At 74.9% G+C, this 12,553-nt stretch carries 11 protein-coding genes and 2 pseudogenes; 3 read left to right on the plus strand and 10 right to left on the minus strand.

What is annotated here, in order from left to right; all coding sequences use genetic code 11:
* Nucleotides 1-130 precede the first annotated feature (130 nt).
* Nucleotides 131-1,177 (plus strand): septation protein SepH, encoded by a 1,047-nt coding sequence (sepH, locus tag ELQ39_RS07340; protein ID WP_225625003.1) that lies wholly within the window; start codon nt 131-133, stop codon nt 1,175-1,177.
* 188 nt (nt 1,178-1,365) lie between these two features.
* Here sepH and ELQ39_RS07345 read toward each other — a convergent pair whose 3' ends face one another.
* Nucleotides 1,366-2,214: a sulfurtransferase gene (locus tag ELQ39_RS07345; RefSeq protein WP_242591432.1), complete on the minus strand. Its 849-nt coding sequence runs from the start codon at nt 2,212-2,214 to the stop codon at nt 1,366-1,368.
* A 208-nt stretch (nt 2,215-2,422) separates the two neighbouring features.
* Between ELQ39_RS07345 and ELQ39_RS07350 the strand changes: the two genes are divergently transcribed.
* The gene (locus tag ELQ39_RS07350) at nt 2,423-3,226 is read left to right on the plus strand and encodes a VOC family protein (protein WP_242591433.1); all 804 of its coding nucleotides are present in this window, start codon (nt 2,423-2,425) and stop codon (nt 3,224-3,226) included.
* A 220-nt stretch (nt 3,227-3,446) separates the two neighbouring features.
* Here ELQ39_RS07350 and ELQ39_RS07355 read toward each other — a convergent pair whose 3' ends face one another.
* Nucleotides 3,447-3,845, minus strand: a complete 399-nt coding sequence (locus ELQ39_RS07355; RefSeq protein WP_242591434.1) for a winged helix-turn-helix transcriptional regulator — start codon at nt 3,843-3,845, stop codon at nt 3,447-3,449.
* A 150-nt stretch (nt 3,846-3,995) separates the two neighbouring features.
* Here ELQ39_RS07355 and ELQ39_RS07360 point away from each other — a divergent pair.
* A pseudogene (locus ELQ39_RS07360) lies at nt 3,996-4,356 on the plus strand (alpha/beta fold hydrolase).
* Here the strand turns inward: ELQ39_RS07360 and ELQ39_RS07365 are convergent.
* The 8 genes and pseudogenes from ELQ39_RS07365 to ELQ39_RS07400 form a co-directional block, all read right to left on the minus strand.
* Nucleotides 4,353-5,546 carry a vWA domain-containing protein gene (locus ELQ39_RS07365; protein WP_242591435.1) on the minus strand — a complete coding sequence of 398 codons (1,194 nt, stop codon included), beginning with the start codon at nt 5,544-5,546 and terminating at the stop codon, nt 4,353-4,355. The pseudogene ELQ39_RS07360 and the gene ELQ39_RS07365 overlap by 4 nt on opposite strands.
* Before the next feature lie 11 nt (nt 5,547-5,557).
* On the minus strand, nt 5,558-6,751 hold the full coding sequence (locus ELQ39_RS07370) for an AAA family ATPase (protein WP_242591436.1): 1,194 nt from the start codon (nt 6,749-6,751) through the stop codon (nt 5,558-5,560).
* A 77-nt stretch (nt 6,752-6,828) separates the two neighbouring features.
* Entirely contained in the window at nt 6,829-8,586 is a 1,758-nt protein-coding gene (locus ELQ39_RS07375) for an ankyrin repeat domain-containing protein (protein ID WP_242591437.1), read from the minus strand.
* Nucleotides 8,583-9,773 (minus strand): gala protein, encoded by a 1,191-nt coding sequence (locus ELQ39_RS07380; protein ID WP_242591438.1) that lies wholly within the window; start codon nt 9,771-9,773, stop codon nt 8,583-8,585. The genes ELQ39_RS07375 and ELQ39_RS07380 overlap by 4 nt, the downstream gene beginning before the upstream one ends.
* Nucleotides 9,774-9,881: 108 nt before the next feature.
* Nucleotides 9,882-9,954 (minus strand): annotated as a pseudogene (locus ELQ39_RS07385).
* A gap of 86 nt (nt 9,955-10,040) precedes the next feature.
* Nucleotides 10,041-10,691: a thymidine kinase gene (locus tag ELQ39_RS07390; protein WP_190001041.1), complete on the minus strand. Its 651-nt coding sequence runs from the start codon at nt 10,689-10,691 to the stop codon at nt 10,041-10,043.
* 46 nt (nt 10,692-10,737) lie between these two features.
* Nucleotides 10,738-11,967, minus strand: coding sequence for an alkaline phosphatase family protein (locus ELQ39_RS07395; RefSeq protein ID WP_242591439.1), 1,230 nt, complete (start codon nt 11,965-11,967; stop codon nt 10,738-10,740).
* Entirely contained in the window at nt 11,967-12,551 is a 585-nt protein-coding gene (locus ELQ39_RS07400) for a DUF5998 family protein (RefSeq protein WP_190001039.1), read from the minus strand. Before ELQ39_RS07400 ends, ELQ39_RS07395 begins: the two co-directional genes overlap by 1 nt.
* Nucleotides 12,552-12,553: the final 2 nt, after the last annotated feature.

The following is a 12,553-nucleotide window of genomic DNA, read 5'->3' on the forward strand; positions in this document are numbered from 1 at the left end:
TTCCAGGGCCCGCGCCCGACACGCCGGGCAACTCGGCAAGGTTGTGGCAGGCTGCACCCGGGCAGGCCACACTCGACTAGCGGAAGCAGCGACGCACGTGACGTCGGCAGGCACCACCCGGGAGGTCCCCATGCCCGAACTGCGTGTCGTGGCCGTCTCGAATGACGGCACACGGCTGGTGCTGAAGGCTGCGGACAGCACGGAGTACACGCTTCCGATCGACGAACGGCTCCGCGCCGCCGTGCGCGGCGACCGTCCCCGCCTCGGCCAGATCGAGATCGAGGTGGAGAGCCACCTCCGCCCCCGCGACATCCAGGCCCGTATAAGGGCGGGCGCGACCGCGGAAGAGGTCGCGCAGATGGCCGGCATCCCCGTGGACCGCGTGCGGCGCTTCGAGGGCCCCGTCCTCGCCGAGCGCGCCTTCATGGCCGAGCGCGCCCGCAAGACGCCGGTCCGCCGCCCCGGCGAGAACTCCGGCCCCCCGCTGGGCGAGGCCGTGCAGGAGCGGCTGCTGCTGCGCGGCGCCGAGAAGGACACCGTGCAGTGGGACTCCTGGCGCCGCGACGACGGCACCTGGGAGGTCCTGCTGGTCTACCGGGTCGCGGGCGAACCGCACTCGGCGAGCTGGACGTACGACCCGCCCCGGCGGCTCGTCCAGGCCGTCGACGACGAGGCGCGCTCGCTGATCGGCGAGTCCGACGATCTCGCCGCACCCGAGCCCAGCTTCCCGTTCGTCCCGCGCATCGCCCGGCTGCCGCGTGACCGCCCGCTGGACCGCCCCGCCGACCGCGAGCGGCCCAGCCTGCCCGCGCAGGCGTCCGAGCCGCCCGAGGAGTCCACCGCGGCCACCGCCTCGGGCGAGCGCGACTCGCTGACCAGCCTGCTGGAGGCCGTGCCGAGCTTCCGCGGCGACCTGGTGGTGCCCGAGCGCACCGAACCGGCCGCCGAGGAACCGGAGTCCGAGCCCGAGGCGGAGGAGCCGCCCGCGCCGGCCGCGTCCGCCGGCTCCGCCTACGCGGATGTGCTGATGCCTCGTTCGGTGGGCGGCCACCGGGACCGTCTCATCGGCTCCACCGACCGCCAGGCCGAGGCGGACGGCGTCCGCCCGGGCCGCCGCGCGGCGGTCCCGAGCTGGGACGAGATCGTGTTCGGGACGCGACGCAAGAAGCAGGAGTAGGCCGGCTCGCCGGCCCATAACCCTTACCTCTACGGGGGCAGGCCGCCGCCTTGTCGGCCCAGGCGGGCCTCGTCCTCAGGCGCCGGACGGGATGGAATCAGCCCGTCCGGCGCCTGAGGCCAATTCAGCCCCCCCCGGCGCTCGAGGAGCGGGGTCCGGGGCGGAGCCCCGGGGCGGGAGCACCTCGGCTACTGCGGCTCCGGCCCCACCGCCACCGGACGCCCCGGGTCCGAGGACCACTCCGACCAGGAGCCGACGTACAGAGCCGCCGGGACACCGGCGATCTCCAGCGCCAGCACCTCGTGCGCCGCCGACACGCCCGAGCCGCAGTACACCCCGACCGGCGCGTCCGGCGTCACGCCCAGCTCGCCGAAGCGGGCGCGCAGTTCCGCGGCAGGGCGGAAACGGCCGTCCGCGTCCACGTTGCCGGAGGTCGGCGCCGACAGCGCGCCCGGGATGTGGCCGCCGACGGGGTCGATCGGCTCCACCTCGCCCCGGTACCGCTCCCCCGCACGCGCGTCCAGCAGCACCCCCGACCGCGCCAGCGCCGCCGCGCCGTCCGCGTCCAGCACGGCGCCCTCCGCCGGCCTCGGCACGAAGTCGCCCTCGGCCGGCGTCGGCGCCTCCGTCTCCAGCGGGCCGCCCCAGGCGGGCAGTCCGCCGTCCAGGACTCGCACGTCCGGGTGGCCGGTCCACCGCAGCAGCCACCAGGCGCGGGCCGCCGCCCACCCGATGCCGCCGTCGTACGCGACCACGGGCGTCCCGGCGGACACGCCCGCGCGCCGCATCGCCGCGCCGAACACCTCCAGGTCCGGCAGCGGATGGCGGCCCCGCGAGCCCGGCGCGGACGCCAGTTCGCGGTCCAGGTCGACGAAGACGGCGCCGGGGATGTGGCCGGACGCGTACGCGGCCCGGCCGTCGAACGGCTGACCGCTCGCGGCGGCCGTGCTGAGCTGCCAGCGGACGTCGAGCAGGACCGGAGGACGCTCCGACCGCAGCGCGTCCGCGAGTTCGGATGCGGAGATGATGGCGTTCATGGTCACCATCCTCGCGCACGGGGTGGCCGACTCGTCCCGGTCCGGCTACTCTGCTCGGCCGGGCACATCCGGTCACCGGGCGTACGGGATCGGGCACATACGGTGTCGGCTGCGGTGCGGGAACGATCCGCCGGGCCGGACACGGGACGGCCCCTTGCAGGGGCGAGCGGACACGGCCGACGTACGGGCGGCCGAGAAGAGAGTGACGATGACCGACGCACGGGGGAACTCCCGCCCGGACGGCGACGGGACCGCCCGGCACGCGCCCGGTACCCCCTGCTGGGTGAGCCTGATGGCGCGCGGACTCGACGCGACCGAGCAGTTCTACGGGGCGCTGTTCGGCTGGGAGTTCCGGCCCGGCCCGCGGCCGCTGGGTCCGTACGTGCGAGCCGTGCTCGACGGCGACGCGGTGGCCGGGATCGGGGTGCTGCCCCCGGACCGGCGGCTGCCCGTCGCGTGGACGCCGTACTTCGCCTCGGACGACGTGGACCTGACGGCCGAGGCGGTGCGTTCCTGCGGCGGGACCGTGGGCGTGGGGCCGCTGGACGCCGACGACGCGGGACGGCTGGCGCTCGCCTCGGACCCGAGCGGCGCGGTCTTCGGGATCTGGCAGTCGGCCGACGGGGCCGTCGCGGGCGTCACCGGCCGGCCCGGCACCCCGGCGTGGAACGAACTGACGACCTTCGAGACCACGAACGTGGCCAAGTTCTACGGGACCGTGTTCGGTTACGACGAGGAGCCGGTCGTTTCCGCCGACCTGGACTACGTGACGCTGCGCCTGGACGGCCGCCCGGTGACCGGGGTCCACGGCGTCGGCAACGCGCTGCCCCGGGACCGGGGCCCGTACTGGACGACGTACTTCACGGTGGCGGACACCGACGACGCGGTGGACCAGGTGCTCCATCTCGGCGGCCAGGTGCTCGGCGGTCCCCGGGACACCGAGCACGGCCGGGTCGCCACGGTGGCGGACCCGGAGGGGGCACGGTTCGCGCTGGTACGAGGGCCGCGCTGACGCGCGCGGTCCGGCACGCGGCGCAGCTGCCGTGCCGGCACAGCACGGGGCCTGGCACGACATCGTCGGGTCCCCGAGCACGCCCGGGGACCGGCGGTACGGCGGCGGCCCCGAGTGCCGGCTGCTCGCCGCCCACATGACCGGGCGGCTGCGCCGACCGTCGCGGGACCGGATGCCGGAGTCGGTCACCGTCGGACTGCACGCGGCGCGGGCGGGAGGACTAGGAGGGCGGCGGAGCCGTCTGCGTCCGTGAGTCGTACGCGGCCCGGGCGGCGTGGATGCCGTCCAGGTTGCGGGTGGACCACTCCAGCAGGGGTGCGGTGGCCTCGCGCAGGGTCATGCCCATCGGCGTGAGCGCGTAACTGACGTGCGGCGGCATGACGTTGTGCACGGTGCGGGTGAGGATGCCGTCGCGTTCCAGGCTGCGCAGGGTGACGGTGAGCATGCGCTGGCTGATGCCGGTGGTGGCGCGCTTCAGTTCGGTGAAGCGGCGCGGCCCCTGGCTGAGGTTGCGGACGACGAGCAGGGACCACTTGTCGCCGACGATGCCGAGGACGTCGCTGGTGCGGCACGGGTCCTGCCGGTGCGGCATCGGTGACGGGCCGTCGGCTGCGGTCATGGTTACCTCCAGGGAACCGGGTCACCGGAATGTGCCTTGTTGCCCCAGGTCGGGCGGGTGCACCACGATGAACGGACGGTTCCCGAAGCGTACCGAGGCACGGAAGGGAACCGCCTTCTTCCCCATGCTCCCTTCTTGGAAGGCACCCCTGTGTCGACTTATCTGCTTGTCCATGGCGCCTGGCACGACGCCCGGTGCTGGGACCGGACGGCCCCGCTGCTGGAGGCCGTCGGCCACCGCGTGTTCCGCCCCTCGCTGACCGGCTACGGCGACAAGGCGCACCTGCTCGGCCCCGAGGTGGGCCTGGACACCCAACCCGTCCCTGCGCCAGGTCCCGCGCACCCACATCCACTGCGTGGGCGCGGCCCCGGAGGGCATCGTCCGGCGCCCGGTCCCGGCGTTCCAGCCCGACGGGACGCCGTCGCAGGTACGGGAACTGCCCACCGGGCACGACTGCATGATCACGATGCCGGTCGAGCTGAGCGAACTGCTGCTCGACGTGGCCGGTTAGACGGAGGCGGCCGGGACGCGCACCGTCTCCACCCAGTGCGGCGGCTCGGGCGGGCCCTCGCCGATCAGAGCCGCGATCAGGCGGCAGGACGGGGTTTCGGCGGGCCAGGGGGTGAACCCGTCGGTGAGGACGATCACGACCGACGGGCGGTCGGGGGACGCGAGCGCGGCGTCGATGCCGACGCGCATGTCCGTGCCGCCCCCGCCGCCGAGCGTGACCTGCTCGGTGGACGTCACCCGCGACACGGCGTGCACGTCGGCGTCGCAGGCGAGGACGGTGACGCGGTTGCCTCGCACTCCGACCTCGCGCAGGACGCCCGCGATCTCGGCCAGCGCGGCGGCGAGTTCGGCGTCGCCCATCGAGCCCGAGGTGTCGACGACGACGGCCACCCGGGGCAGCGGACGGCGCAGGCTCGGCAGGACCACACCGCGCAGCGCCGGGGTGCGGCGCGAGGGACGGCGGTAGGTGTAGTCGACGGCGCCTCCCGCCCAGGCGGCGGCCTCCCGTACCGCGCCGGTCAGGGCCTGCCGCCAGTCGACCCTGGGTTCCAGGACCTGCTCGGCCCAGCGCCGCCAGCCGCCGGGCAGGGTGCCGCGGGAGCGCAGGTGGGCGCGCATCGCCTCGGCGGTGTGCCGGCGCAGTGCCTGCGCCTCGGCCTCACCGACCCCGTCGGGGCCGTCGGCCTGCGGGAGTTCCCACGGCGCCCGGGTGCCGTGGGCGCCCGAGCCGCAGTCGTGTTCCCGGACGTGCGGGGGCAGCGCCGGCAGGTACTCCTCGAACAACTGGCCGTCCGGCAGGCCGTAGAGGCTGGGTTCCACACGTCCGGCGGGCAGGCGCAGGCCGTCGGCGAGGAGGTCGTCGTTGATCTCGCAGTCCTGGGCGACGTTGACGCGGTAGTGGTCGCGCTGGTCGGCGGCGCGGAGCCGTCCGGCGCGGCCGTGGTGGTCGCGCAGCAGATGCGCCACCTCGTGGACCCACACGCCCGCGAGCTCCTCGACGGGGGTCGCGTCGACGAACGCGGGCGAGACGTAGCAGCGCCAGTGCCGGTCCACGCCCATCGTCGGCACCGCGCCGCTCGCCACGATGCCGAGGGCGTACAGCGCCGACGCCAGATAGGGACGGTCGTGCGCCGCGCGGTAGCGGGCGGCGAGGAGTTTGGTGCGGTCCAGGCCGTCGCGGGGGTCCGTCATGCCCGCTCGCCTCAACGGCCGCCGGGCAGGGCCCCGGACAGCCGCAGCAGGTCCAGGAACGCGTCGATGCCGGGAGGTACGGGCCAGTCCAGCCGACGCATCGCCGCGAGGTCGGTGGCGGCACGGGCGGCCACGTCCGGCACGCCCGCGTCCACCGCCTTCGCCAGCACCGCCCAGGCGGCCTCCCAGCGGGGCCGCGTGAGATCGCTCTGCACGGCGGCGACGATCGCGATGAGGAAGGCCAGCTGCCGGTCGCCGCGGTCGGGCAGCGCGAACGCGTCGGGGTCGGCGAGGACCCGCTCGGGGTCGGGCAGGTCCAGGTGTTCCAGGTACGACAGCAGCTCGATGCCCGCGCCGTCCCCGACGGCCCCGGTGAGCGCGGCGGCCGTCGCCTCACGGCCCGCGCCGGTCGCGTACGCCGTGGCCAGCAGCCGCAGCGCCATCTCCCAGGTGCGCGGGGACGGCCAGGAGCGTCCGCGCGCCTCCGCGTCGCCGGGGAGCTGGTGGACCAGGCCGGGGCGGGCGGTGAGGAATCCGGAGACGGCGCCGCGCGCCCGCGCCACCGCGCCGGGCACCTTGGCGGGGTCGACGACCGGGACCGTCGCCTCCGGCCAGGTTCCGGCCATGCCGCGCGCGACCGTGGCCGGGTCGTGGGTCCAGTGGAGGTGGACGAAGCGGTTGGCGAGCGGCGGGCTGAGGTGCCAGCCGTCCGCGGCGCTCGACGGCGGGTTGGCGGCGGCGACGATCCGCACCGCGTCGGGCAGGACCAGGCTGCCGACCCGGCGTTCCAGGACCACCCGCAGCAGCGCCGCCTGCACGGCCGGGGGCGCGGAGGACAACTCGTCGAAGAACAGCAGGCCGTGCCCGGCCTCCCGGAGCCGGACCGCCCAGTCCGGCGGAGCCATGGGCACGCCCGTCGCCGCCGGGTCGTCCCCGACGATCGGCAGCCCGGCGAAGTCCGAGGGCTCGTGGACGCTCGCGATGACCGTCTCCAGCGGCAGTCCGAGCCCGGCGGCGAGCTGTTCCAGTCCGGCCGACTTGCCGATGCCGGGCTCGCCCCAGAGGAGGACGGGCTGGTTGGCCGTCACCGCCAGCGCCAGCGCCTGAAGCTGAGGGCTGGCGGCGGGCTCGGTGCGGCGTGCGCGCAGCCGGGCGACGAGAGCGTCGGCGGCGGCCAGCGGGTCGGGGGCGGGGCTGGTGGTCAAGGCGGGTTCCTCGCTGTGCTGGGCGGACTCGGGCCGTGCGGGACAGAGGGGCAGCCGGGGGCCGTCGGGCCGACGCGCTAGTCGTTCTCGTCGCGGTGGTCCAGGTAGTCCTCCCACCAGTCGCCGCCGGCGTCCGGGTGCTCCTCGCGGACGCGCTCGCGAAGAAAGGCCAGATCGTCCCGCCGGTATCGGCGGATCACGTGCGCCAGCGACTGCTCCATGTGGTCCTCGACGTCGATCCGGGCGCCCCCGTCCAGCAGCGCCTCCACGAGGGCCCGGGAACCGCCCTCGGCGACCGCCACGAACAGCGGGGTCTTGTTCTGCGAGTCCCTCGCCTCCAGGTCGAGCCCCGCGGCGAGCAGCCGGGGCAGCAGCGGCTCGTGGTCGACGAGGTTCAGCACGTGCAGCAGGGAGCGGCCGGCGGCGTCACGGACACGGCAGTCCACGCCCATGTCGAGGAGGCGGAGGACGCCGTCGGTGTCGCCGTGCTGGGCGCGGAGGAACAGGTCGCGCCGCTGGGCGCGGAGCGCCTTCGGCAGCCGGCCGTCACCCGACGCCCAGGTCTGCTCCACGGCGAAGCATCCGGCGACGGCACCGCCGAACGCGCGCAGGGCCCGCTCGCGCTGCTGCTCCACGTCGCTGTGCGGCATACGGAGCAGGACGCCCGGCCGGAAGCCGACCTCGTGCCACTCGCCCCGGCAGCGCACCCGGACGGGCGGCGGAGCATCGGGCCCCGGCGGCCCGCCGACACCGCCGTCGGGGCGTATGCCGGGGAACAGGGCCGCGCCGACCAGCGGATGCAGGTGTTCCGGCTCGATCCCGCCCACACGGAGCAGGTCGAGGTCGGGGAGTCTGCGCCAGAGCGTCTCGGGCAGGAAGGGGAGTCCCTGGGCCTCCGCGCGCTCCACGACCCTCAGCGCGAGACCGGTGTCCGTCGGCTCCAGCAGCAGCCGCGTGCGCCAGTCGTCGGGGATCAGGAAGCGGTCGCCGACCCCCTCGTCCCGGAGCCGGCGAACCTCCCGCTCCAGACGGGTGTGGTCGAGCGCGTACCTGCCGACGGTCACCGTCGGATCGCTCCGGTACCGGCCTGGGCGGCCCTCCGGCGCCGACAGGTCGGCGTCGATCCCGGCGGCGGCGAAGGCCTCCCCGGCCTCCCCCTTCTCGTGCAGCAGCGTCACCCACTCGGCCCGCGCTGCCGGGTCACCGGCTCCAGGATCCGAGGAAGGCAGCGCGTCCGGGGCGAGCAGTCCGCCCTCCGCGTCGAAGAAGGGGAGCCGTCCTGGACCGCCGACGTGCTCGCGGAGGTCCTCGGTGTGCCGGTCGTCCCACAGGTGCCGGGCGTACCGCCAGTCCTCGGTCGTGCTGCCGAAGACGCCGGCCGGCCCCTCGTCGGCGAGCGTTCCGAAGCTCAGGGTGACCCGCTGCGGTCCCTGCCGCATCGCGCGCGTGGTGAGGTGCAGGTACGGCGTGGCGCGGGGACCTTCGTCGGCGCCGACCGGCCGGTACCGGGCGAGGACGACGGTGCGGTCGGTGTCCAGGGTGGTCCAGCCGTGGAGCGTCCGGGGCAGGTGCCAGCGCACCAGGTCGGGGACCAGGTGCCGCAGGTCGTCCTCCAGCGCGTCGGCGACGTCCTGACCGCAGTGCTCGGTGATCTCCGCAAGGTCGATGTCGACGTCGACCAGGGCCGCGGCGCAGGCGCCCCTCCAGTCACCCGCCGTCCGGCGTTCGGTCGCGCGCTCGATCATGGTGCGGGGAACGGCGTACCGGCGGATCCGGCGCCAACTCGACGCCTCCGCCCGTGAGAAGCACGCGGGTGCTGCGGTGCGGCGGCTCACCGGTAGACGCTCCCTGTCGCGCGCAGGTCGGGGTGGGCTGCGGTCATGGGCCTCAGGCGCCGGGTGAAGGAGCGCTTCACCTTGCGGGGCAGGCCGGGGCCCAGGCCGACGTACTCCAGCGGGGAGTCGTCCGGGACGGCCGCCAGGAGGGACTTGGCGCCGCGTCCGGTGAGGCCGGTGTGGCGCAGCTCCAGCCGGCGCAGAGGGCTGCCGGGGAGTGCGGAGGCCAGGGCGTGGGCGCCGTCGTCGCCGGTGGCGTTGGCGGGTGCGCCGAGGCTCCGTTCCGACATGGGCCGTCCGAGGTCGAGCGCCTCGATGCCGCCCAGGGCGTCGGCGAGGGCGCGTGCTCCGGCGGGACCGATGCCGTTGCCGCCCAGGCCGAGCCGTACGGGGTGTGCGGAGTCGGCGGCGGCTGCCGCGAGCACGGCGGCGCCCCGGTCGCCGAGGTGGTTGGCGGGCAGGTACAGCTCGCGCACCCCCGCGTCCCGGACGAGCGCGGCGAGCAGTCCGGCGGTGTCGGCGGTCAGGCCGTTCCCGCCGAGGAAGAGACGTTCGACCGGCTGCGGGCGGCTGGTGAGGGCGTCGAGCAGGAGGCGCAGACTCGCCGCGGTGACACCGGTGTTGACGAGGTCGAGGGTGCGCAGCGCCGTGTTGCGGCGGAGCATCGCGGCGAGGGCCGTGACGCCGTCGTCGCCGACCGGGTTGCGCTTGAGCCAGAGGGCGCGGACGGTGTCGTCGGCGGAGAGCACGTCGGCGAGGGCGGTGACGCCGTCGGGGCCGATGCGGTTGCAGCCGAGGTAGAGGGTGTGCAGTCCGTGGCCCGCGTGCGGTCCGTGGCCCTCGTGCGGTGCGTGGGCCTCGTGCGCTCCGTGGCCTTCGGCGAGGGCGCGGGCGACCGTCGACGCCCCTTCGTCGCCGATGGCGTTGGTGCCGAGCAGGAGGTGCCGGGCGTGCGGGGAAGCTGCCGCGGCGGGCATCAGCCGGGCGGCGCCCGCCGCTCCGAGTCCCTGCTTGCACAGGTCGACCCGGCCGTCCGCGCGGAGGGTGCCGAGCGGGAAGGTCTCGTCGTCCTCGACCCCCCGGTTCGACCCGAGCCTGGCCAGCAGCGGGTCCAGGCCCACGGGATCGGCGGCCGGGACGTCCGGGTGCTCGATCGCCGGGCAGCGCACGGGTGTCGGCTGCGTCATCACCACTCCACCGGTCCGTCGCCGGTGCCCGGTCCGCCGGGGGCGGTACGGCCCCCGCCCGCCCAGGACGGACCGACGTCTGTCGACGTTTCTCCACGAACAGGGCGGCAAGACCGGTCGGATTCGAACCGACGTCCTCCAGCTTGATGCGTGGGCGCGACGACCTCTGCGCTACGGCCTTGCCAGTCGACGATCATAGTCGAACCAGCCGCAGGATTCGATCACTTGTTTGGACTGCTCGCTGTCCCGCAGGGCCCGGCTGCGCCCTCAGCCCGACGACACCGGCAGGACGTCCGGCGCCAGCGTCGCCGCCCGCGCCGTCGCCGCCGTCATCCGGCGCCGGTGATGGCGCCGGCACAGCACCTCGTAGCCGATCTCGTCCGCGGAGCCGGTCACGTCACCGACGACGACCTGGGCGCCCTCGACGACCATCACGCCGCCGACCGTGCGGGCGTTGTGCGTGGCACGGGCCCCGCACCAGCACAGGGCCTCGACCTGGAGCACCTCGACACGGTCGGCGAGTTCGACCAGGCGCTGGGAGCCGGGGAACAGCTTGGAGCGGAAGTCGGTGGTGATGCCGAAGGCGTAGACGTCGAGGTCCAGGTCGTCCACCACACGCGCGAGCTGGTCGATCTGCTCGGGGTCCAGGAACTGCGCCTCGTCGGCGATCACGTAGTCCGCGCGCCGGCCCCGTGAGAGGTGGTCCACGAGGTGGGCGTACAGGTCGGCGCCGTCCTCCACCTCCACCGCGTCCGTGACCAGGCCCAGCCGGGAGGAGAGCTTGCCCTCGCCGGCCCGGTCGTTACGGGTGAAGATCATGCCGACCAGGCCGCGCGCCGACCGGTTGTGCTCGATCTGCAGAGCGAGGGTCGACTTCCCGCAGTCCATCGTTCCGCAGAAGAACACCAGCTCGGACATGGGGGGTCGGGAACCTTTCGGCAGAGGTCAGGGACGGCGGAGCGCGTCAGGAGCGTACTTCGAGCAGGGGGACCAGCTGCTCGGCGGGGGTCATGGAACCGTGGTTGCCGACCATCGCCGATTCCCTGGGCTCCCGCTCGGAGGCGATGAGCAGGACGTCGTCCCGCGCGGCGGCGATCACGTCGCCGAGCCGGTGGTACACCCGCCCGTCGATCTCCGGTCCGAACCAGCCGGCGGCGATCGCCTCGTCACGGGAGGCGACCCAGAACTGCTCTCCGAGCACCTCGCGCCAGCAGGCCAGCACGTCACCCGCGGCGCCGGGCACCGCGTACACATGGCGCGCGCGGCCCTCGCCGCCGAGCAGGGCGACGCCCGCCTTCAGCTCCCAGTCCTCGTCGAAGTCGATGCGGTGGGTCTCGTCGAAGGGGATGTCGACCATGCCGTGGTCGGCGGTCACGTAGAGGGCGCTGCGCGGCGGCAGTTGCTCGGCGAGACGCTGCACCAGACGGTCCACGTACATGAGTTGGCCGCGCCAGGTGTCGGAGTCGACGCCGAACCGGTGGCCGGCGCCGTCGACCTCGGCGTAGTACGTGTAGACCAGGGAGCGGTCGGCCGCGGCCAGTTGCTCGGCGGCGGCGTCCATGCGGTCCTCGCCGGACAGCCGCCCCTGGAAGGTGCCGCCACTGAGCGCGACCTTGGTGAGCGGGGTGTTGGCGAAGGTCGGGGAGGACACCTGGGCGGCGTGCACGCCCGCGCGGTGCGCCAGCTCGAACACCGTCGGGTACGGCTGCCAGGCGCCCGGCGAGGTCCAGGGCTGCCAGCGGAGCTGGTTCATCAGCTCGCCGGTGTCCGGGTCGCGCACGGTGTAGCCGGGCAGGCCGTGGGCGCCCGGGGGCAGGCCGGTGCCGACGGAGGCGAGGGAGGTTGCGGTGGTCGCCGGGTAGCCGGCGGTGATCGGGCGTCCGGTGCCGCCGCGCGAGGCGGGCAGCAGGGACGACATGAACGGCGCCTCCTCCGGGTGGGCCTTGAGCTGCTCCCAGCCCAGTCCGTCGATGAGGAAGACGCAGTTGCGGTCGGCGGGGGTCAGTTCGCCGATGCCCGCGGTCATGCCGGGGACGCCGAGGCCGGCGGCGAGGGTGGGCAGCAGGTCGGCCAGGGAGCCGGTGCCGTAGGCCGGGACGGGCGCGGAGCCGACGGCCAGGGGCTCCGGGTGGGTGTCCCACATGCCGGACGTCAGGTGTCCGCGGTCGTGGGCGGCGGGCGGGGGGTGAGCCATCAGTGCAGGTCCGCGGTCGCCTCGGACAGGGCCTGGGCGAAGGCGAGGGCCTGACGCACGGTCTCCGGGCCGTCGCCGGCCTCGCTGACGCGCAGGCTCAGGTCGTCGGCCGTCGAGCTGCCCGTGTAGCCGTGGTCGGCGTCGCAGTCGGGGTCGCCGCAGGCGGCCGGCTCCAGGTCGATGCGGGAGACCGCGCCCCAGCCGATGGTGAGCACGATCTCGCGGGGCAGCGTGCCCGGTGTGTACGACTCGGGGTTGGCGACCACGCGGCTGACCACGATCGACGAGATCCGGCCGAGCTTGACCGACTCGGTGGACGTGGTGGCGTAGGGGGTCGGGGACGTGCTGTCCGCGGCCTGCTCGTCGGTGTGGCTGACGATGAAGCGGTTGGCGGTGAGGACGAGCACGGTCACGTGCCGCCGCACCTCGTTCTGGTCGAACGTCGTCTCCTGGTGGACCAGGTACGACCGCACGGGCTCGCCGCCCACGGCGGCCTCCACCGCCTCGGCCACGAGGGCCGGGTAGTAGCCGCTGCGCTCGATCGCCGTCCGCAGCCCCTGGGACGTCGTACTGGTCTTGGCCATGT

The sequence above is a fragment of the Streptomyces sp. GB4-14 genome (genome assembly GCF_022696125.1).
GTDB lineage: Bacteria > Actinomycetota > Actinomycetes > Streptomycetales > Streptomycetaceae > Streptomyces > Streptomyces werraensis.

Excerpts from the sequence above, each read along its gene's own strand:
- sepH (WP_225625003.1), top strand. The coding sequence starts at position 131 with ATGCCCGAACTGCGTGTCGTGGCCGTCTCGAATGACGGCACACGGCTG.
- ELQ39_RS07345 (WP_242591432.1), bottom strand. The coding sequence starts at position 2,214 with ATGAACGCCATCATCTCCGCATCCGAACTCGCGGACGCGCTGCGGTCG.
- ELQ39_RS07350 (WP_242591433.1), top strand. The coding sequence starts at position 2,423 with ATGACCGACGCACGGGGGAACTCCCGCCCGGACGGCGACGGGACCGCC.
- ELQ39_RS07355 (WP_242591434.1), bottom strand. The coding sequence starts at position 3,845 with ATGACCGCAGCCGACGGCCCGTCACCGATGCCGCACCGGCAGGACCCG.
- ELQ39_RS07365 (WP_242591435.1), bottom strand. The coding sequence starts at position 5,546 with ATGACGGACCCCCGCGACGGCCTGGACCGCACCAAACTCCTCGCCGCC.
- ELQ39_RS07380 (WP_242591438.1), bottom strand. The coding sequence starts at position 9,773 with ATGACGCAGCCGACACCCGTGCGCTGCCCGGCGATCGAGCACCCGGAC.
- ELQ39_RS07390 (WP_190001041.1), bottom strand. The coding sequence starts at position 10,691 with ATGTCCGAGCTGGTGTTCTTCTGCGGAACGATGGACTGCGGGAAGTCG.
- ELQ39_RS07395 (WP_242591439.1), bottom strand. The coding sequence starts at position 11,967 with ATGGCTCACCCCCCGCCCGCCGCCCACGACCGCGGACACCTGACGTCC.
- ELQ39_RS07400 (WP_190001039.1), bottom strand. The coding sequence starts at position 12,551 with ATGGCCAAGACCAGTACGACGTCCCAGGGGCTGCGGACGGCGATCGAG.